This is a genomic window from Candidatus Viadribacter manganicus, assembly GCF_001679665.1.
Lineage (GTDB): Bacteria > Pseudomonadota > Alphaproteobacteria > Caulobacterales > Aquidulcibacteraceae > Vitreimonas > Vitreimonas manganica.
In genome coordinates, this window is record NZ_CP013244.1 from 16,317 (window position 1) to 35,547 (window position 19,231).

Below are 19,231 nucleotides of genomic sequence, written 5' to 3' on the forward strand. Positions count from 1 at the left end.
TGTGAAGCTTGCGGGCCAGGGCGTATGCTCTGGCCCGCTTGCTTTGCGCGGGGGTAGGTTCGTACGTTGCGGGAGAGGGACACCAATTGGAGCAGGCGTGATGAGATTTGTTTTGGCGGCGGTGTTTATGGCCGCATTCACTCTAAGTGCTCACGCGCAAGAGACGACGGCGCCTCCAGCGACCGTAGCGCCATCCGCGTGCGCCGCGGTTCCGGCCCCGCCCACTCCGCCCAATGGCGCTCGTTCCAACGCTGAACAGATGACAGCGGCTGTTGCTCAATATGAAGCGTGGAACACGTCCAGCACGGCGCTTATGCAGTGCCGCATTCAAGAAGTTCGCGCTTTGCGTGCGCAGACTGATGCGCGTGAAGCTGAATACAATGCGGCGCTTGCTGCTGGACGTGAGGCGGGCGTCGCCTGGCAAGCGCAGGTTGACGCGTTCCAAGCACGTCAGCGTCGCTAAGCCTTGAACAGCGAGACGTGAGGGGCCGGATCATTCCCGGCCCCTTTTGCTTGTTCGCGCTAGAAGGGCAGCCAACCGCGATTGAGGCGCCCATCGCAGCGATCGAGCTGGGCCGCGTAAGTGTCGTGGTACGATTGGACCCGCGCCGCCGCTGCGAGCAAGCTCGAGTTGCCGCTATAACTTCCACGACGATAGCCGCCGCGGCCTTCGTGGTAGGCGAGGTAATGGCTGCGCGCGTCAGAATACGCAATATCGAGCTCGCTGTGTGAGATGCTTGTGTACCAGGATACGAAATCAGCAGCGTCGCTGAATTCGTTGCGATCCAAGCCATCGTCGCCGCGTGCGCGTTCATATTCTTCCCACGTCGAACGAAGCGCCTGTGCGTAGCCGTGAGCGCTTGAGGCGCGTCGGCCCGGGAAGACGAACAGAATACGTCCGCGTGGCGGGCGTGCGTTATGATCGAAGCCACTCTCTTGGCGCATAATCGCCAACTGCAGTGCTGGCGGTGCGCCCCAGCGGCGCTGTGCCCGTTTAACCGAGCGCCACCAACCCTCCTGGGTTTCGAAGATCTCACACGCATCGCCCGGATCGTCGACGGGATCGTTGGTGACACAGGCGCCGAGGCTGGCTGTCGCGCCCAGGATGAACAAGCGGCGGTGCATGCGCGGTGTTTTAGGTCGCGTCGCATTGTCCGCCAAGCGGAGCCCGCATACGAAACGGGCCGGAGATCGCTCTCCGGCCCGCAGCAAATGCGCTGAAGAGGCGCGTTAAGCTTTGTAATACATATCGAATTCCACCGGGTGTGGGTGGGTTTCGAAGCGGTCGAGTTCTTCTTTCTTGAGCTCGATGTAAGCGTCGATCAGATCATCGCTCATAACGCCGCCCTTCAGCAGGAAGTCACGGTCGGCATCAACGGCGTTGAGCGCCTGACGCAATGACGACGCAACGGTCGGCACGTCCTTCAACTCTTCCGGCGGCAGATCGTAGAGGTTCTTATCCAACGGATCGCCAGGGTGGATTTTGTTTTGAATGCCATCGAGGCCGGCCATCAGCAGGGCAGTGTACGTGAGGTACATATTGCCCGCCGGATCCGGGAAGCGAACTTCGACGCGCTTGGCCTTGGCGCCGGTGCCGTGCGGAATGCGGCACGACGCTGATCGGTTGCGCGCGGAATAAGCGAGCAACACTGGAGCTTCGTAGCCAGGCACCAAGCGCTTGTACGAATTGGTCGTTGAGTTCGCGAACGCGTTGATGGCGCGTGCGTGTTTAATGACGCCGCCGATGAAGAAGAGGCAGTTTTCGCTGAGATCGGCGTAGCGATCGCCGGCGAAGGTGTTGTTATTGCCCTTCCAGATCGACATGTGGACATGCATGCCGGAGCCGTTGTCCTTGTAGTAAGGCTTCGGCATGAACGTCGCTGACTTGCCGTACGATGCAGCCACCTGGTGGATGATGTACTTATACAAGTTCATGTTGTCGGCCATCGTGACCAGCGTGTTGAACTTGAGGCCAAGTTCGTGCTGGGCGGGCGCAACTTCGTGGTGATGCTTCTCGGGGCGCATGCCGAGCTGGCCCATGATCTCAAGCATTTCACCGCGCATGTCTTGCAGTGAATCGATCGGTGGTACCGGGAAATAGCCGCCTTTCGGACCCGGGCGGTGGCCGAGGTTGCCGCCTTCATATGGCTTGTTGGTGTTGAAGGGCAGCTCGGTCGAGTCGAATGAGTAGCCGGTATTGTGCGGGTCTGTTGACCAACGGACATCATCGAACACGAAGAATTCGGCTTCCGGTCCAACATAGGCGACATCGCCAGCGCCGGAGGATTTCACATAGGCTTCAGCGCGTTTGGCGATGCCGCGCGGGCAGCGTGAATAGGGCTGCAACGTGCCCGGCTCGAGGATGTCGCAGAACATCGCGAGCGTGGTTTGCTGGTAGAACGGATCGATGTGGGCGCCGGCGGGGTCAGGGCGCATAACCATGTCGGACTCGTTGATCGCCTTCCAACCGGCGATGGATGAGCCGTCGAACATCGTGCCTTCGGTGAAGATGTCTTTGTCGATCATCGACACATCGAAGGTGACGTGTTGCATCTTACCGCGCAGGTCATTGAAACGCAGATCAACGTATTGGACTTCTTTGTCCTTGATCAGCTTCAGAACTTCGTCCGACATCGGAAACTCCCCCGAGCTTTTTTGTTGATATGTTTAAGCGAAAGCTCGCGTCTCGGTCCGCGCGCCTTCGCTTTGAGAATCAGCGCCGTTGGTGCGATCAGACCGCCGCAGCGCCTGTTTCGCCAGTCCGGATGCGCACAACGTTGCTGACATCAAGGACGAAAATTTTGCCGTCGCCGATCTTGCCGGTTTTGGCGGCCTTCTGAATGGCTTCGAGCGCGCCGTCGACCTGTTCGTCCGCCACGACGACCTCGACCTTCAGCTTGGGCAGAAAATCCACGACGTATTCGGCGCCGCGATAGAGCTCGGTGTGTCCCTTTTGGCGGCCAAAGCCTTTGGCCTCGACGACCGTCATGCCCTGGAGGCCGATCTCCTGGAGCGCTTCCTTTACATCGTCCAGTTTGAACGGCTTGATGATAGCTTCGATTTTCTTCACCTCAGCATCCCCTTTTATCCACACGGCGCCGGTCGTGATTTCGGCTCTCATGGACCTGCGTGCATGAGTCTGGAAGTTAACCGGCTGTCGGTCCTGGGGAGCTTGTCGCGGGCGCCTCTTTGGGAGGCGCCGGTGCACAATCAAATGGCTGGCGCGCGCAAAACACGGGCTTAGGTTCAACGAATGACACGTTTGTTTCTAATACGGCACGGCGAGCCGGAAGCTGCTTGGGGTGGCGTGTCCAATGATCCTGGGCTCTCAGATGCCGGGCGCGTTCAGGCGCAAGCGGCGGCAGACGCACTAGCGGGTTTTGGCCCGCTTGACGTGGTCTCGTCGCCAATGCGCCGGTGCCGTGAAACGGCGGCGCCATTTGAAGTAATGAGCGGTTCGAGTGCGCGAGTTGAGCCAGGGGTTAGCGAGGTCGTTGCACCAGCGGGTGTCGGGGATCGGCGCATTTGGCTCCGTGAGAACTTCCCATGGGATGAGGGGGCGGCGCGTAGGAAATGGAGCGATGTCGACCCGGCGCTTCGGGCTTGGCGCGATAGCGTTGTCGCGGCAGTTCTGGTGTTGAAGCGAGACAGCGCCATCTTCTCCCATTTCATCGCGATCAACGCGCTCGCGAGCGCGGCGATGAAAAGCCACGACACCATCGTCTGTGTGCCGGGTTATGCATCGATCTCCGAATTTGCTGTGCGAGATGGCGTCCTATCGCTTGTGCGTCTCGGCGATAGTATGGTGCAAGGCGAAGTGCGTTGACGCGTGAGATCATCACCGTCGAGGAGATGCGCGCGATCGATGCTGCGAGTGCAGCGGCCGGTGTCTCCACGCGCACGCTGATGGAAAATGCCGGCCGTGCGGTCGCCGACGCGATCGTGAAGCGGTTTCCAAAACAACGGACGGCAGTGCTCTGTGGCCCCGGCAACAATGGCGGCGATGGTTGGGTTGTCGCGCGGAAATTGCTCGAAGCGGGGTGGCCGGTTTGGGTTGAATCTCTGGTCTCGCGGGCTGCGTTGCGTGGTGATGCGGCCGACGTTGCCGCCGCCTGGACTGGTGAAACGTTTGAACTCGGCGGGAGCGGTCGTGACGCCGAGCTTTTTGTCGACGCGCTCTTTGGCGCTGGCCTGTCTCGACCGTTGGGAGGTGAAAGTGCACGTTTGGCTGCGCTTTTGCCGGCTGAGCGGGTTGTGGCCGTGGACGTCCCGAGCGGGGTGAGCGGCGATGATGGTGCGCCGCTCGGCGGCGTGTGTTTCGAAGCGGCGCTGACCGTCACCTTTGTCCGCAAGAAGCCGGCGCATGTGCTGATGCCGGGGCGGGCGTGGTGCGGCGAGGTGGTAGTGGCGGATATTGGCGCTCCGGACTCGGTTGTCGACGCCCAACACGTTTCGCTTTTCGAAAATGATCCGTCGCTTTGGTCGTTGCCGTGGCCCGAGGCCGACACGCACAAGCACGAGCGCGGGCATGTCATCGTCGCGAGCGGTGATCGCACGCGAACGGGCGCTGCGCGATTGTCGGCGCGTGCAGCGATGCGCGCTGGTGCGGGTCTTGTGACTGTCCTTAGTCCGACCGATGCGTTGGCGCAGAACGCAGCACAGCTGACCGCGATCATGCTGCGCGAAGCGCAAGGAGCAGCGAGTTACGCGGAAGCGGCGCGCGCCGCGCGCGCGATGGTTATTGGTCCAGCGTTTGGGACCGATGACGCGCACTACAAGCTGTTGCTTGCGGCGTTAGAAGCATCGCCGCGTTGTCCGCTCGTCCTGGATGCTGATGCAATCACGCTGTTGGCGCCGCTCACCCACGGGTTGGAGGGGCACGACGTGATGACGCCGCATGTCGGAGAGTTTCGGCGGGCGTTTCCGGGAGTGTGGAGCAACGCAACGAACGTCATCGACACAGCGCGCACCGCAGCGGCGTACGCGCGATGCGTGGTTTTGCTGAAAGGGCCGGCGACCGTGATCGCCGCACCGGACGGGCGTGCCATCGTCAACACGACTGGAACGCCATTCCTGGCCACGGCCGGTTCTGGCGACGTGTTGGCTGGACTGATCGGGGGTCTTATTGGGCAGGGGATGGCGAGCTTTGAAGCGGCAGCGGCTGCCGCATGGGTTCACGGCCGCGCTGGAGAAGCCTTTGGACCGGGCCTAACCGCGGACGATCTTCCTGATATTTTACCTAGCGTATTCAACGCGCTGGCTCCTCAGGGGCTGAAGCGCAAACCATTGGGTTGATCGGACCTGTTTTGGCCCCAGTTTTTGCGTTAACCCTAGAGGCGGGACGCGCGCTCCGTGTGAGGGGAAGAGACTATGGTTTGGTGGTGGTGGATCATTCCGGGCTTCGTGGCCGTGATCGGCTTGGCGTTTGCGCTGAGCGGCCTTGGCTGGATGTTCCGCGGGCGGCCAGTTAAGGGCGGACGTGGTGTCCTCGGCGGCGCGCTTTTCCTTGGCATTGGCGCGATTATCGGTCTCCTGGGTCTTAATGTTCAAAGCTATCACCGGCTGACCTATGAGCGCCCGGTCGCGACGATCGAGATCAGCCAGAAGGGTCCGCAACTCTACGAAGCTGTGGTCGTTGAGCCGCCAACGGAGCAGGATCCCGAAGGGATTACGCGCACGTTTGAGGTGCATGGCGATGAATGGCGGATGGAAGCGCGGGTTTTGCGCTGGAAGCCGTGGGCCAACGTTTTGGGCCTGGATTCGCAATACCGGCTTGATCGTTTTTCGGGCCGTTACACCGACACGCAGCAAGAATTGAATGCCGAGCGGAGCGCCTACGACATTCGCCCTACACGCCAGTCCGGCATCGATTTGTGGCCGCTGGCGCGCGAATACAGCCGTTATGCCCCGATGGTGGACACGCTCTATGGGTCCGGCGCTTACATGCCGATGGCTGAAGGCGCGCGCTACGAGGTCCGGATCACGCAAAACGGCCTGATCGCCCGCCCGACCAACGAAGTCGCTGCCGAAGCTTCGTCGAGCGGTTGGAATTAATCGCTTAGCTAATGGCTGATGATGCCAACGAGCGGCTGGAGGCCTTCTAAGGTCGCTAGCTGCGCTTGGCCTCGTCTGAATGGTGGTGGCGCTCATCCTCGGCGCCTTCTGGGTGATCGTCGTGGTGATGTTGGGCGGGGCTCTGGGCCCCCACTATTCATCCGATCCCGATCGACAGGCGATTGTAGAAATGGTGCGGACGGCGGGACTCGAACCCGCACGCCTCTCGGCGCTGGAACCTAAATCCAGTGCGTCTACCAGTTCCGCCACGTCCGCTGGATGGCGCCCGTTTAGGGGGCGGTTGGGCCTGCGTCCACCCTCTCGTGAGGCCGTGGACTCTGCCGGGGCGGGATGCCATAAGCCCGCCTTTCCTGAATTCAGCGTCGCGGCAACGGGATTTGCAGCCTCGGCGCGCATGTCGAAAGCACGTCTAATGCAGCTCACCGAGAGCCGGTCTGAAGGTCTTCTGCGCGTTTACGATGTCGTCGTTCCGGCGGCCGAGCTGCAGCAAAAACTCAATGCCAAGATCGCGGAAGTTCAGCCGCAAGTGCGCATCAATGGCTTCCGTCCGGGCAAGGTGCCGGTGAGCCACATTCGCAAGGTCTACGGACCGGGCATGATGCAGGACATCATCAATGAGGCCGTGCAGTCCTCAACGAAGGAGGGCCTCGCCAGCCTTCGTCCGGCGTCGGAGCCGGCGCTCGATCTGAAGAGCGACATGACGAAAGTCATGGCTGGCGGCGAAGATCTCAAGTTCGAGCTTTCACTCGAGGTCATGCCGGAATTCGAACCGACCGATCTTAAGTCGATCAAGATCACGCGTCCGACCGCCGCGGTGTCGGATGAGCAAGTGAATGAAGCGCTCAACGAATTGGCGAAGGCCCAGCGCGGCTTCGAAGATAAATCAGGCGCGGCTGCTGATGGCGATCAGCTTGTCATCGATTTCCTCGGGCGCATCGACGGCGAAGCGTTTGACGGCGGCGCGGCGAACGACGCTGAAGTTGTGATCGGCGCCAACCGCTTCATTCCGGGATTTGAAGAGCAGCTTGTCGGTGCGAAGGCAGGCGACGAGCGCACTCTGAAAGTGTCGTTCCCTGATGATTATCCCGCAGCCGGGCTGGCCGGTAAGGCTGCCGAGTTCGAGACGAAGATCAAAACTGTCCGTGGTCCGAAGCAGGGCGAACCGGATGACGAATGGGCAAAGCAACTTGGCTTTGACAACCTCGCAGCGATCAAGGACGCTTTGAAGGAGCGGATCGAGAACGATCACAAGCAACAATCGCGCGCGAAGGCAAAGCGCCAGTTGTTCGATCAACTCGACGAAACGCACGATTTCGAATTGCCGCCGCGCATGGTTGAAGCTGAGTTCAATCAGATCTGGCGTCAGATCGAGCAAGATCGCGAGCAGGGCCGTCTCGATCCTTCAGACGAAGGAAAGACCGACGACGACTTGAAGGCTGAGTATCGCGAGATTGCAGAGCGCCGCGTGCGGCTTGGGCTGCTGCTCGCGGAAATTGGCCGTCGCCACAAACTAGAGGTCTCCGACGAAGAAGTTGGCCGCGCAATCGCCGCGCAGGCGCGCAACTTCCCGGGCCAGGAGCAGCAAGTGTTTGAGGCCTACCGCCGCAATCCGCAGCTGGTCGCTCAGGTCCGTGCACCGCTCTATGAAGAGAAGGTCGTCGACTACATGATGGAGCTGATTGACGTCACCAATCAGACCGTCACCAAAGACGAGCTCTTTGCCGATGACGAGCCGCCGACAGCCACCCCGGCCAAGAAAGCTAAGAAAACCAAGGCCGCGAAGGCTGAAGACTAAACGTTAAGCTCGAACGCAGTAGCTAGGGCTTGCGGGGCGCGTCTAAGCGTCAAATATGAAGCGCGCCGGGGTCGTCTGATTCCGGGCGCTCCGAAAGGCTCACATGAAGACGTTCGATCCAATCGCCACTTACGCCAACCTCGTCCCGATGGTGGTCGAGCAGACCAGCCGCGGCGAACGGGCGTTCGACATTTTCTCGCGTCTCCTGAAGGAGCGGATCATCTTCGTCACAGGCGGAGTTGAGGATGGTTTGGCGAGCTTGGTGACGGCGCAGCTTCTGTTCTTGGAATCCGAGAACCCGAAGCGCGAGATCGCCATGTACATCAACAGCCCGGGCGGCATCGTGACCTCAGGTCTCGCTATCTACGACACGATGCAATACATTCGCAGCCCGATCTCGACTGTGTGCATCGGCCAAGCGGCCTCCATGGGTTCATTGCTTCTTGCCTCAGGCGAAAAGAACCTTCGCATTGCGTTGCCGAATGCGCGGATCATGGTTCACCAGCCTTCAGGCGGGTTCCGCGGCCAGGCCTCTGACATCGAGCGCCATGCTGAGGACATCATCGCGACCAAGCGCCGGCTCAATGAAATTTACGTGAAGCATACGGGTCAACCGTACGAGAAGGTCGAGCGTACGCTTGACCGCGATCACTTCATGACCGCCGAAGAAGCTCAAGCTTTTGGCATAGTTGACCGCGTTTACGAGCGTCGTGAACTGCCCGAAGGCGGCCTGTCGGGCGCCGCCTGAACCGGCGGCGCTGTCGACCAACGGGCGTTGTGACCTCTGATATTGCCGGTTAGCCTCGTGTCGCAAACATGAGGGTGATCACATGCGTACGGCTATGTTCACGGCAGCCATCGGCGCCGTCTTTTGCTTCAGCACGCCGGCCTTGGCGCAGACCGAAGCGCCCAGCACACGGAACTTCGTCCAACAAGTAGCTCTTGAGCCGCGCTCATCCGAGCGGCCGCTTGCGCGTTGGGAAGACAATATTTGCGTGGGGGCAGTCGGTCTGTCAGTTGCCGACGCGCAAACTCTCGTTGATCGGATTTCCGTACGTGCCCGTTCCGTTGGCTTGGACCCCGGGGCGCCCGGCTGCCGAGCGAATGTGATGGTGATCTACGCGCCGGACGCGGATGCTCTTACCCGGCAAATCGTGGATCAAAGACGCGACCTCCTCGGCTACTACACAGATGGCGGCGCGGTGGTGGCGGGACGCGAGGAACTTGATGAGTTCGCCAATGTCTCGCGCCCCGTGCGCTGGTGGTACATCGCCAGTGAAGGCGCCGGAGCCATCCAAAGTCGCCCGGGAGCGGAGATGGATCGCCAATCGTCGGGCCGGTCGCAGGCTGCGGCGGCGGCAGGGGATGGCGGATCGGTAACCGGCATTGGCGCCGGCGACATCCAGGGCATGGAATCGGTGCGCACGAATGGCACGCGCGCACGTACGGCCCTCCGTAACGAACTGACCTACGCGCTCGTCGTTGTGGACGCGCGCCGTGTCGCCAATCTGCAGCCTTCGGCGTGGATGGATTACGTGGCGATGGTCGCGCTTGCGCAAATCGATCCGAGTGCGAGTACGCAAGAGTTTGATACGATCCTGAACCTGTTTTCGACGGCGCCATCTCAAACAGCACTCAGCTCATGGGACGATGCTTATTTGAAGGCCTTGTACCGGGCGCGTCGCGATTCTGGCGGCAACCGGCAGTTCGCGGATGTGGCGCGCCGTATGTCGGAAAACATCTCTCACTAGCACCGTAAAGACAGGAAGCGTGATTGGGGCGGGCGAAGGACCGCCCCAATTCATGTGTGATAACGGTCGCGTGAGACTGCATTTTCATGCTCGTTCTTCCGAAAACCGGGCGGTAGCGTGGACTGGGAGGCGCACGAAAATGATCCGCATCGTCGTTTGCGCAGCAGCTTTTTTTGCTTTTGTTGGTTTGGCGCCGGCTTTTGCGCAAGACGGGCCGCCTGAGCTGCAGTCGGACATCGTCGTCACCGGCGTTCGGCCCGAACAGATTCAATCATTCGTCGAGCAAGTGTCGACCGCGCCGCCCTCGGTGGATCAACTCGCGCGGTGGGATGATGACATCTGCATCAGCGCGACGGGGTTGGGGGCTGAACAAAGTCAAACGGTGATTGATCGCGTCTCCTTGCGTGCACAGGCGGTTGGGCTGCGTCCCGGTCGCGCCAATTGCCGGCCCAACGTTTTTGTATTTTTCGCAAGCAACGGATCTGAGTTCGCACGTGGCTTGCTTGAGCAACGACGATCGCTTTTCGCCTACTACCACGAAGAAAATATCGCGACCCTTGGTCAAGAAGCGCTGACTGCATTTATCGAGACGCCACGGCCCGTGCGTTGGTGGCATGTCGTGCAAACGCGCGGCGCGGACGGCGATCGCCTGGGAAGCGACTCCGCGCGACCTGAAGCACCGCCTCCGCCTGACACGATGACTGCGGTCCCGGACGGCTTCACTGGCGTGCAGTCTGTGCGCTCAACGGGTTCGCGAGTTCGTTCAGTTGAACGCCAGGACTTCAATCGCGTCCTCATCATCGTCGACGCCAGCTTGGCGGAGGGCTATCCGCTGGACTCGATCGGCGACTACATCGCGATGGTCACCTTGGCGCAAATCGATCCGCAGGCGCAGGTTCGAGCGTTTCCGACGATCCTCAATCTGTTCAATGAGGATCTCGAAAACACATCGTTCGAGATGACCAATTGGGATACGGCCTACCTGAATGGGCTCTATCGCAGTGAGCGGAACGCTGCGAGCATGACCCAACAGGTCAGCGATATTAGCCGGCGGATGTCGAGTTCGGACAGTGGGCCAAATCGATAACCCGTCGCTCAGCGGTATATTCGCCGGCTTTCGTCGCCACGTTGTGGTCGATCGGGGTGTTGGCGCATATTGCCCATGGGCCGCACGGGTTGAACTAAGAGCGAGACATCGAATGATCAGGGCGTTTTCTGCACTTTGCGCTGTTGCCGTCGCCGCACTCGCGACGCCGGCCATGGCCCAGCAATCTGCTGACGAAGAAGACATCGTCGTCGTTGGTGAGCGCCTACAAGAAATGGTGCGGAACTTTGTCGGCGAAGTCGCGGTCGCCCCTGGCAGTGAGCAGCAATTGGCGCGCTGGGATGGCCGGATCTGTCCGCTCGTGGCGGGACTACCTGCGCGGCAGATGCAGTATGTCGCCGATCGCATAGCGCAGCGTGCGCATCAGGTGGACATCGAGACCGAAGGCCCTGGGTGCCGCGCCAACATTTTGATTTTCGTTACGCCGGATGCGTCGCGTTTGGCGACCGGTATCGTTGATGAGTTCCGCACGCTCGTTGGGTATTATTCGACGACAGGCGAGAGCACGCTGGGACGCGGCGAACTTGAGGCCTTCAGCACCTCGGGTGCGCCGGTGCGGTGGTGGCACGTGAACCAGACCGTTTCTGGTGACGGGCAAGAGCTGAGCGGCGACGTCGGCGGGACCCAGGTGATCCGCAACGGCATGCCGCCAAGCCGTCTGCGTCGTGCGACACGTCAAGACTTCTTGCGCGTTCTGATCATCGTTGACGCTCGCCAAGCTCAAGGGATCCAATTCCAGGCGCTGGCTGACTATCTTGCGATGGTTTCCCTTGCGCAGCTCGATGCCGACGGCGAAACGACCGATACACCCACTGTCCTCAACCTATTCGCCGACCGAGACGCCGGACGGGCAATGCCGCCGGGCATGACCCAGTGGGATGAGGCCTATCTAGAAGGGCTCTACACGGCCCGTAGGACGGCGCCGCGGGCGATTTGGCAGCAGCGCGACATCTCCAGGACCATGGTCGAACAACTCGATCCAGGGGCGCCTCCGCCGCATTAACTGCGAAATACCTCTGTGGATAACAATTGGGCTGTTGCCCTGGCGGGCCTTTGATTCACGGTGGGTGTAAGCTTCGGCGATGGGCGAAGGCTGGTGCGAGTCATGCCAAATGCAGGATTTTGGCGTGAAATCCGCGCTTAGGGACACTATCTAGCGGTCAGCGCCGCTTGCGGCCCCATCCTTGCTATGGTCGTATTGACCGGCCAGGTGGCCGGGCGGTGCAACGTTTTTGAAAGGGATGATGGTCAACCATCTGTTATGCGGGGGCGTTATTTGGGGCCATCAGCCCGCCGCTTTCACCCGTTAGCACTCTGGTCCCAGTCGGCCCCTTGAAGGATCGCGTATGAGCAAAGCCACGACCAGCGGAGAGTCCAAGAACACTCTCTATTGCTCGTTCTGCGGTAAGAGCCAGCACGAGGTTCGCAAGCTTATCGCGGGCCCGACAGTGTTCATCTGCGACGAGTGCGTTGAGCTCTGCATGGATATCATCCGTGAGGAGCACAAAACTTCGCTCGTGAAGTCCAAGGAAGGCGTGCCGTCTCCGAAGGAGATCAAAGGCGTCCTGGATGATTACGTCGTGGGTCAAGACCACGCCAAGCGCGTCCTCTCGGTCGCGGTGCACAACCACTACAAGCGCCTGAACCATGCCGCGAAGAACGGCGATGTTGAGCTGGCGAAGTCGAACATCCTGCTGATCGGCCCGACGGGCTGCGGCAAGACGCTGCTCGCGCAGACGTTGGCGCGCATCATCGACGTGCCGTTTACGATGGCTGACGCGACCACGCTCACCGAAGCTGGTTATGTCGGTGAAGACGTCGAGAATATCATTCTGAAGCTGCTGCAGGCCGCCGACTACAACGTCGAACGTGCGCAACGTGGCATCGTGTACATCGACGAAGTCGATAAGATTTCGCGTAAATCCGACAATCCCTCGATCACACGCGATGTGTCGGGCGAAGGCGTGCAGCAAGCGCTGCTCAAGATCATGGAAGGCACAGTTGCTTCCGTTCCTCCGCAAGGCGGCCGCAAGCACCCGCAACAAGAATTCCTGCAAGTCGATACGACGAACATCCTGTTCATCTGCGGCGGTGCGTTTGCTGGTCTCGACAAGATCATCAGCCAACGCGGCAAGGGTACGTCGATCGGCTTCGGCGCGACGGTCCGTGACGAAGAAGATCGCCGTACCGGTGAGATCCTCCGTCAAATCGAGCCGGACGATCTTTTGAAGTTCGGCCTCATCCCGGAATTCGTCGGCCGTCTGCCTGTTTTGGCGACGCTGGAAGACCTCGACGAGCCGGCGCTGATCACCATCCTCACAGAGCCGAAGAACGCGCTGGTGAAGCAGTATCAGCGCATGTTCGAGATGGAGAACGTGAAGCTCACGTTCCCGAACGAAGCGCTCTCGGCCATTTCAAAGAAGGCCATTCAACGCAAGACCGGTGCGCGTGGTCTTCGTTCGATCCTCGAAAGTATCTTGTTGGATACGATGTTCGAATTGCCCTCGATGCGGGGCGTGGAAGAGGTGGTTGTGTCGGCAGACGTGGTCGAAGGGCGCGCCAAGCCGCTGCAAATCTACTCAGAGCGCCGTGACGGCGCGGGCGCTACCGGTTGACGCCGCGTTCCTGGCTGTAAGTTAGAGGCCCCGCTGCAAGGCGGGGCTTTTTGCTTTGAGCGGTTGCTTGGGCGGATTGAAGCTGAAGCGGCCCGATCCCATGTATCGTGCGCGGAACGGGCGGTTTCGGGCCGTTTGCGCAACGTGAATCCAAACTGAACGTTAGGCAGAATCGTCCGCAATCCACCCAGGACTGCAGGCGGAACCTTTGCTCTGCCATGCGTTCCACATGGACGTGTCTGGCCAACACTTGAAGCGGCCCCCGAACGCTTCCACATTTTCAGACGTTAATGCCGTTTCCCGTGGGCTGCTCCCAGACGCGGGCATTCGGCAAAGGAGCACAGAATGGCCGAGAGCCGTGTTTTCCCAGTCCTGCCGCTTCGCGACATCGTCGTGTATCCGAAGATGGCGGCGCCGCTGTTTGTGGGCCGCGAAAAGTCGGTGCGTGCGCTCGATGAGGTGATGCGCAAGGACAAGCAGATATTGCTCGCCGCACAGATGGATGCATCTGAGGACGAGCCTACTGCTGATCGCATCTTCACCGTCGGCACGGTAGCGACGGTTGTGCAGCTGCTGAAGCTGCCGGATGGCACCGTGCGCGTGCTGGTCGAGGGCGCGTACCGCGCGAAGATCACGAATTTCCAAGAGAACGACAGCTACTTCGAAGCGGAAGCTGAAGAGTTGCTGGATGAAAACGCCGACACGCCTGAAGCTCGGGCCGTTGCGCGCGCTGTCGTCGATCAATGGGATAATTACACAAAGCTGTCACGTAAGACGCAGCCTGAAGTGCAGCAGGCGGTGAGCCAGATCGCCGAGCCCTCGCGCCTGGCCGATTCCGTCGCGGGTCATCTCAGCATCAAAATTCCAGACAAACAGGCGCTGCTTGAACTCGCCGATGTGCCGCAACGGCTTGAGCGCATTCTGACGCTCATTGAAGGCGAAGTCGGAATGCTTCAGGTCGAGCGCAAAATTCGCAATCGCGTGAAGCGTCAAATGGAGAAGACGCAGCGCGAGTATTATCTGAACGAGCAGATGAAGGCGATCCAGCGCGAGCTGGGCGACGGCGACGAAGGCCGCGAAGACATCGCCGAGCTCGAAAATCGCATCAAGAACACGAAGCTCTCAAAAGAGGCCAAGACCAAGGCCGAAGCCGAGATGAAGAAGCTCCGTCAGATGTCGCCGATGTCGGCGGAATCGACGGTGGTGCGCAATTATCTCGATTGGTTGTTGTCGCTCCCGTGGGGCAACAAGAAGAAGGTCAAGAAGGACATCGATGCGGCGCAGGCCGTCCTCGATGAAGACCACTATGGTCTCGATAAGGTCAAGGACCGTATCCTCGAGTATCTCGCGGTGCAGGCGCGTACGAACAAACTGCGCGGCCCGATTCTCTGCCTCGTTGGCCCTCCTGGTGTTGGCAAGACCTCACTCGGCCGCTCCATCGCGAAGGCCACGGGACGTGATTTCGTTCGCATGTCGCTTGGCGGCGTGCGCGATGAAGCGGAAATCCGTGGTCACCGCCGCACCTACATCGGCTCGATGCCGGGGCGCGTTATTCAGTCGATGAAGAAGGCGAAGACGCAAAATCCGCTCTTCCTGCTCGATGAAATCGACAAGCTTGGCGCCGATTATCGCGGCGATCCGGCGGCGGCTCTGCTCGAAGTGTTGGATCCAGAGCAAAACTCCACGTTCAACGACCACTATCTCGAAGTGGACTACGATCTCTCGGACGTGCTGTTCATCACCACCGCAAATAGCCTCAACATGCCCCAGCCTTTGCTGGATCGCATGGAGATCATCCGCATCCCTGGTTACACCGAGGATGAAAAGCTTGAGATCGCGAAGCGTCACTTGCTTGGCAAGCAATACGAAAACAACGGTCTAAAGAAGAGCGAGTTCAGCGTGTCTGAAGACGCGTTGCGCGATCTCATCCGCCGGTACACGCGAGAGGCGGGTGTTCGCTCGCTGGAGCGTGAGATCGGCAACTTGGCCCGCAAGGCAGTGCGCCAACTCGAACAGAAGAAGGTCACCAAGGTGGAGATCACCGCGGAGAATCTTCCAGAATACGCTGGCGTTTGGAAGTATCGCTTCGGCGAGACCGACCTCGAAGATCAGGTCGGTGTCGTGACCGGATTGGCCTGGACGGAAGTCGGCGGCGAATTGCTGACGATCGAAGCTGTGTCGATGCCGGGTAAGGGATCAATGACCGTCACCGGCAACCTTCGCGACGTGATGAAGGAATCGATCTCGGCCGCCAGCTCCTACGTGCGATCGCGCGCGATCCATTTCGGGGTCAAACCGCCGCTCTTCCGTACGCGCGATATTCACGTGCACGTGCCGGAAGGCGCAACGCCGAAGGATGGTCCGTCCGCTGGCGTCGCAATGGCTACGGCGATCGTGTCGGTGCTCACTGGCATTCCGATCCGCAAGGATGTGGCGATGACCGGCGAGATAACGCTGCGCGGGCGTGTGCTGCCTATTGGTGGCTTGAAGGAAAAGCTGCTCGCAGCGCTGCGCGGCGGCGTGAAGATCGCGCTGATCCCTAAGGACAATGAGAAGGATCTGGCGGACATCCCGGACAACGTGAAGGCCGGGCTGGAGATCGTGCCTGTTGCGACGGTCGATGATGTGTTGAAGCGTGCGCTCGTGCGCCCGCTGACGCCCATCGAATGGAGCGAAGAGGACGAACTGGCCGAGAACCGCCGCGCCGAAGGTGGCGATGGTGGTCAAGAAGGTGCGCGTCCGCACTAACGGGCGCGCAGGGAACCTGAGAAACGGTTTTCGCAGCCGCAACAATCCCGCGTTTTGCTTGGCGCTAGGGGCAAATGCTCCTAGCGTCCGCAGCGATGCAGCCGGAATCGGCGCGCCACACTCCAAGCGGGATAGGGGCTATTCCTCATGAATAAAGCAGAGTTCGTTGCCGACGTGTCCGAGCGTATCGGCGAGTCGAAGCAACGGGGCGAAGAAGTCGTCAACGCAGTGTTTGAAGCTCTTACGGCCGCACTGAAGCGCGGCGACGAAGTGCGCTTGCCGCAGTTCGGTGTTTTTCTCGTTTCGGAAACGAAGGAGCGCAAGGCCCGTAATCCGCAGACCGGTGAAGAGGTCATCGTGCCGGCAGGTAAGCGGCCAAAATTCCGGGCCGGCAAGGCGCTCAAAGAAGCGATCTGAGCTGGTTGCGGCGATTTGCAGAAGGGCGGTCCTTGCGGGCCGCCCTTTTCATTTAGGCCGTCCGCGTGTAGCCACCCGGTCAGAGGTCATTCGAATGTTGGCGAAAATCTACCGCCCCGCGAAGAACGCAATGCAGTCCGGCAAGGCGGCCACGAAGAAGTGGCGGCTTGAATTCGTGCTCGCGAATGCGCCGCGCCCAGACGTGCTCATGGGGTGGATTAGCGGCGCCGACACGAACGGTCAGGTGCGCATGAGCTTCGACACCAAAGAAGCGGCCATCGAATTTGCACGTACGCATGCGATCCCACACCAGGTGATTGATCCCCCGGAAGCGAAGCGCCAAATCAAGGCATACAGCGACAACTTTGCGTTCAGACGCCGCGAGCCCTGGTCACACTGAACGCTATTCGGCGGCATAGTTCGCTCTCGATGACCCCATAGCTCAACTGGATAGAGCACTCGCCTTCTAAGCGAGCGGTTGCAGGTTCAAGTCCTGCTGGGGTCGCCATTATGCTCCAGTAACGACTGCTGTGTCCTTATGGCCGCCCCATTCAGTCCATGAGCCGTCATAGACCGCAGCGTCCCAACGGCCAGTACGCGCGAGCGCGAGTGCGATCACCGCAGCCGTGATGCCTGAGCCGCAGCTGCATATCGGGGGCGCGTTCGTGGCAAGGCCCGCGCTCTCGAAGATCTGTTTGAGCTCGGGCGCGCTCTTCATTGAGCCATCAGCGTTCAACAGCGATTGGAAGGGCACGTTCAGCGCTCCCGGCATGTGACCGGAGCGAACACCTTGGCGCGGCTCTGCTGCCTCGCCGCGGAAACGGGCAGCCGGGCGTGCGTCGAGGATGGGGGTCCGATTGCCTCCATCAATGGCGCGCTGGATGTCACTCAGAGTTCGGACGAGGTCGCTGCGCACGCGCGGCGTGAAGTGCCGTTCCATGCGCGGTCGCGGCGGGTCGGTTTCAATCTCGTGACCGCCGCGTTCCCAGGCGGGGAAGCCACCGTCGAGCACGGCGACGTCTTCGTGACCGAATACGCGGAACGTCCACCAGACCCGCGCGGCGCTCATCAGGCCGTGATTGTCGTAGATGATGATGCGCGTGCCATCGCCGATGCCAGCCTTCTTCATGCGCGATGCAAACTTCTCTGGCGCCGGCAGCATGTGAGGCAAATCACTGGACGTGTCGGCGATCTCGTCGATGTCGAAGAAGATCGCGCCGGGGATGCGACGCTCCGCATAAAGCGCTTTCGCGTCCCGGGGGTCGCTGGGCATGAACCACGTCGCGTCAACGACACGGATATCGGGCGCGTCCAATCGCTCCGCCAACCAAGCGGCTGAAACAAGCGGGTCATAAGGTAAACCGGTCATTGCTGGAGGCTAGGCCTCTCCGCTCGCCGCTTCAACCGCCGGCGCCTTGCCTTAGGCGGGTTTGGCGAGTTCCAGTTGAACCACGTCCGTTCGACCGGTGCGGAAGCCAGCTTCGCAATAGCTGAGATAAAACAGCCAGAGCTGTTTGAACCGCTCATCAAATCCAAGCGCGCGGATGTCCGTCCATTTGGCTTTGAAGCGTCGGGCCCATTCTGCGAGCGTGTCCGCGTAGGATTGCCCGAACGCCTCTGCGCGGCGCCAAACGAGGCCGACATTGGCTGTTTCTTCTTTGAGCCGGTCGATGCTCGCGAGCATCCCGCCTGGAAAGACATAGCGTTGAATGAAGTCGGCGCGGCGTCGGTACTTTTCGAACAATTCTTCCTTGATGGTGATGATCTGTAGGCCTGCGCGGCCGCCGGGCTTCAAGACCTCGAAGATTTTCCCGAAATATGCGGGCCAGTACTTCTCGCCGACAGCCTCGAACATTTCAATCGACGCGACCTTGTCGAATTGTCCCTCGACGTCGCGATAGTCTTGGCGGCGAATCTCGACGCGATCGGAAAGCCCCGCACGAAGCATACGCGCGCGTGCGTAGACCAATTGCTCGTCGCTGATGGTGATGCCCGTAACGCGCGCGCCGTATTCGCGCGCGGCGAACTCGGCGAAGCCACCCCAGCCGCAGCCGATCTCAAGAATATGATCGCTCGGTTTGAGGTCTAGATGCTCGGCGAGCGCTTGATACTTGGCGCGTTGGCCAGCTTCGAGGTCCCTCACTTGGGCATCGAAACGCGCTGACGAGTATGTCATCGAGGCGTCGAGCCATGCGCTGTAGAACTCGTTGCCGAGGTCGTAGTGGGCCAAAATGTTTCGGCGCGAGCCACTCTTTGTGTTCGCGTTCGAGAGGTGGCGTAGCCAATGCAGCGCTTTGCCTATCGGGCCTCCTTCCAGCAAGCGCGTGAAGCGTTCAACGTTGGAGGCGAGCAGAGTCAAAAGCGCCGAAAGATCGCTGCTTTCCCATTCGCCCGCCATGAGGCCTTCGGCGAAGCCGATGTCGCCGCTGGCAAGCACGCGCCGAGCGAAGCGATAATCTTTGATGGCAAAATCAACTTGTGGTCCCTCACCGTCTCCGAAGGCCAGCGTGCGGCCATCGGGCAGCCAGACCAGCGCTGTGCCGCCTTTGAGTTGTAGAAGCGCTAACAGCACCGCTTTGGCGCTGGCGGGCGCACGCATGCCGGCAAGCAGCGCAGGCGTGGCGCGCGGTCGGAGTTGCGGCTCCCCGGAAGGTGCAATCTCGTCTGCCATCGACTTCATGTAGGAAGGGTCCTTTGGGGATAAAGGCCCAGACTGCCGGGCCAG

General features: G+C 60.5%; 18 protein-coding genes and 2 tRNA genes. 14 read left to right on the top strand and 6 right to left on the bottom strand.

Annotated features, from left to right (window positions below; translation table 11 throughout):
* Positions 1 to 100: 100 nt before the first annotated feature.
* Positions 101 to 463 (top strand): hypothetical protein, encoded by a 363-nt coding sequence (locus tag ATE48_RS00110; RefSeq protein ID WP_066766484.1) that lies wholly within the window; start codon positions 101 to 103, stop codon positions 461 to 463.
* Positions 464 to 522: 59 nt separating this feature from the next.
* Here ATE48_RS00110 and ATE48_RS00115 read toward each other — a convergent pair whose 3' ends face one another.
* The 3 genes from ATE48_RS00115 to ATE48_RS00125 form a co-directional block, all read right to left on the bottom strand.
* A complete protein-coding gene (locus tag ATE48_RS00115) occupies positions 523 to 1,125 on the bottom strand; it encodes a transglycosylase SLT domain-containing protein (protein WP_066766486.1) in 603 nt (200 codons plus the stop codon).
* Positions 1,126 to 1,230: 105 nt separating this feature from the next.
* The gene (glnA, locus tag ATE48_RS00120; RefSeq protein WP_066766488.1) at positions 1,231 to 2,634 is read right to left on the bottom strand and encodes a type I glutamate--ammonia ligase; all 1,404 of its coding nucleotides are present in this window, start codon (positions 2,632 to 2,634) and stop codon (positions 1,231 to 1,233) included.
* A gap of 97 nt (positions 2,635 to 2,731) precedes the next feature.
* Positions 2,732 to 3,070, bottom strand: coding sequence for a P-II family nitrogen regulator (locus ATE48_RS00125; protein WP_066774441.1), 339 nt, complete (start codon positions 3,068 to 3,070; stop codon positions 2,732 to 2,734).
* A 183-nt stretch (positions 3,071 to 3,253) separates the two neighbouring features.
* Between ATE48_RS00125 and ATE48_RS00130 the strand changes: the two genes are divergently transcribed.
* The 3 genes from ATE48_RS00130 to ATE48_RS00140 all read left to right on the top strand — a co-directional run bounded on the left by ATE48_RS00130 (position 3,254) and on the right by ATE48_RS00140 (position 6,054).
* Positions 3,254 to 3,826 (top strand): histidine phosphatase family protein, encoded by a 573-nt coding sequence (locus ATE48_RS00130; RefSeq protein WP_066766491.1) that lies wholly within the window; start codon positions 3,254 to 3,256, stop codon positions 3,824 to 3,826.
* Positions 3,823 to 5,295 carry a bifunctional ADP-dependent NAD(P)H-hydrate dehydratase/NAD(P)H-hydrate epimerase gene (locus ATE48_RS00135; RefSeq protein ID WP_066766494.1) on the top strand — a complete coding sequence of 491 codons (1,473 nt, stop codon included), beginning with the start codon at positions 3,823 to 3,825 and terminating at the stop codon, positions 5,293 to 5,295. The genes ATE48_RS00130 and ATE48_RS00135 overlap by 4 nt, the downstream gene beginning before the upstream one ends.
* A 75-nt stretch (positions 5,296 to 5,370) precedes the next feature.
* Positions 5,371 to 6,054, top strand: a complete 684-nt coding sequence (locus ATE48_RS00140; RefSeq protein WP_066766497.1) for a hypothetical protein — start codon at positions 5,371 to 5,373, stop codon at positions 6,052 to 6,054.
* Positions 6,055 to 6,245: 191 nt separating this feature from the next.
* Here the strand turns inward: ATE48_RS00140 and ATE48_RS00145 are convergent.
* Positions 6,246 to 6,330 (bottom strand) — tRNA-Leu (locus ATE48_RS00145).
* A gap of 139 nt (positions 6,331 to 6,469) precedes the next feature.
* On the opposite strand from ATE48_RS00145, the gene tig reads away from it, so the two are divergent.
* The 10 genes from tig to ATE48_RS00195 all read left to right on the top strand — a co-directional run bounded on the left by tig (position 6,470) and on the right by ATE48_RS00195 (position 17,014).
* On the top strand, positions 6,470 to 7,870 hold the full coding sequence (gene tig, locus ATE48_RS00150; protein WP_228126714.1) for a trigger factor: 1,401 nt from the start codon (positions 6,470 to 6,472) through the stop codon (positions 7,868 to 7,870).
* A gap of 103 nt (positions 7,871 to 7,973) precedes the next feature.
* On the top strand, positions 7,974 to 8,618 hold the full coding sequence (locus tag ATE48_RS00155) for an ATP-dependent Clp protease proteolytic subunit (protein ID WP_066766504.1): 645 nt from the start codon (positions 7,974 to 7,976) through the stop codon (positions 8,616 to 8,618).
* A gap of 82 nt (positions 8,619 to 8,700) precedes the next feature.
* Positions 8,701 to 9,621 carry a hypothetical protein gene (locus ATE48_RS00160; RefSeq protein ID WP_156767527.1) on the top strand — a complete coding sequence of 307 codons (921 nt, stop codon included), beginning with the start codon at positions 8,701 to 8,703 and terminating at the stop codon, positions 9,619 to 9,621.
* Positions 9,622 to 9,760: 139 nt separating this feature from the next.
* Positions 9,761 to 10,708, top strand: a complete 948-nt coding sequence (locus ATE48_RS00165) for a hypothetical protein (RefSeq protein WP_066766509.1) — start codon at positions 9,761 to 9,763, stop codon at positions 10,706 to 10,708.
* 112 nt (positions 10,709 to 10,820) lie between these two features.
* Positions 10,821 to 11,729: a hypothetical protein gene (locus ATE48_RS00170; protein WP_066766511.1), complete on the top strand. Its 909-nt coding sequence runs from the start codon at positions 10,821 to 10,823 to the stop codon at positions 11,727 to 11,729.
* Between the two features lie 343 nt (positions 11,730 to 12,072).
* Positions 12,073 to 13,341 carry an ATP-dependent Clp protease ATP-binding subunit ClpX gene (clpX, locus tag ATE48_RS00175; protein ID WP_066766513.1) on the top strand — a complete coding sequence of 423 codons (1,269 nt, stop codon included), beginning with the start codon at positions 12,073 to 12,075 and terminating at the stop codon, positions 13,339 to 13,341.
* Positions 13,342 to 13,686: 345 nt separating this feature from the next.
* Positions 13,687 to 16,089 (top strand): endopeptidase La, encoded by a 2,403-nt coding sequence (lon, locus tag ATE48_RS00180; protein WP_066766515.1) that lies wholly within the window; start codon positions 13,687 to 13,689, stop codon positions 16,087 to 16,089.
* 147 nt (positions 16,090 to 16,236) lie between these two features.
* Complete coding sequence (locus ATE48_RS00185; protein ID WP_066766517.1) at positions 16,237 to 16,506, top strand: HU family DNA-binding protein; 270 nt, start codon at positions 16,237 to 16,239, stop codon at positions 16,504 to 16,506.
* 94 nt (positions 16,507 to 16,600) lie between these two features.
* Positions 16,601 to 16,906: an ETC complex I subunit gene (locus ATE48_RS00190; RefSeq protein WP_066766520.1), complete on the top strand. Its 306-nt coding sequence runs from the start codon at positions 16,601 to 16,603 to the stop codon at positions 16,904 to 16,906.
* 31 nt (positions 16,907 to 16,937) lie between these two features.
* Positions 16,938 to 17,014 (top strand) — tRNA-Arg (locus ATE48_RS00195).
* Here the strand turns inward: ATE48_RS00195 and sseA are convergent.
* Together sseA and ATE48_RS00205 are read right to left on the bottom strand one after the other, a co-directional pair.
* A complete protein-coding gene (gene sseA / locus ATE48_RS00200; protein ID WP_066766522.1) occupies positions 17,015 to 17,875 on the bottom strand; it encodes a 3-mercaptopyruvate sulfurtransferase in 861 nt (286 codons plus the stop codon).
* A gap of 51 nt (positions 17,876 to 17,926) precedes the next feature.
* On the bottom strand, positions 17,927 to 19,177 hold the full coding sequence (locus ATE48_RS00205) for a class I SAM-dependent methyltransferase (protein ID WP_083197482.1): 1,251 nt from the start codon (positions 19,175 to 19,177) through the stop codon (positions 17,927 to 17,929).
* Between the last annotated feature and the right edge of the window lie 54 nt (positions 19,178 to 19,231).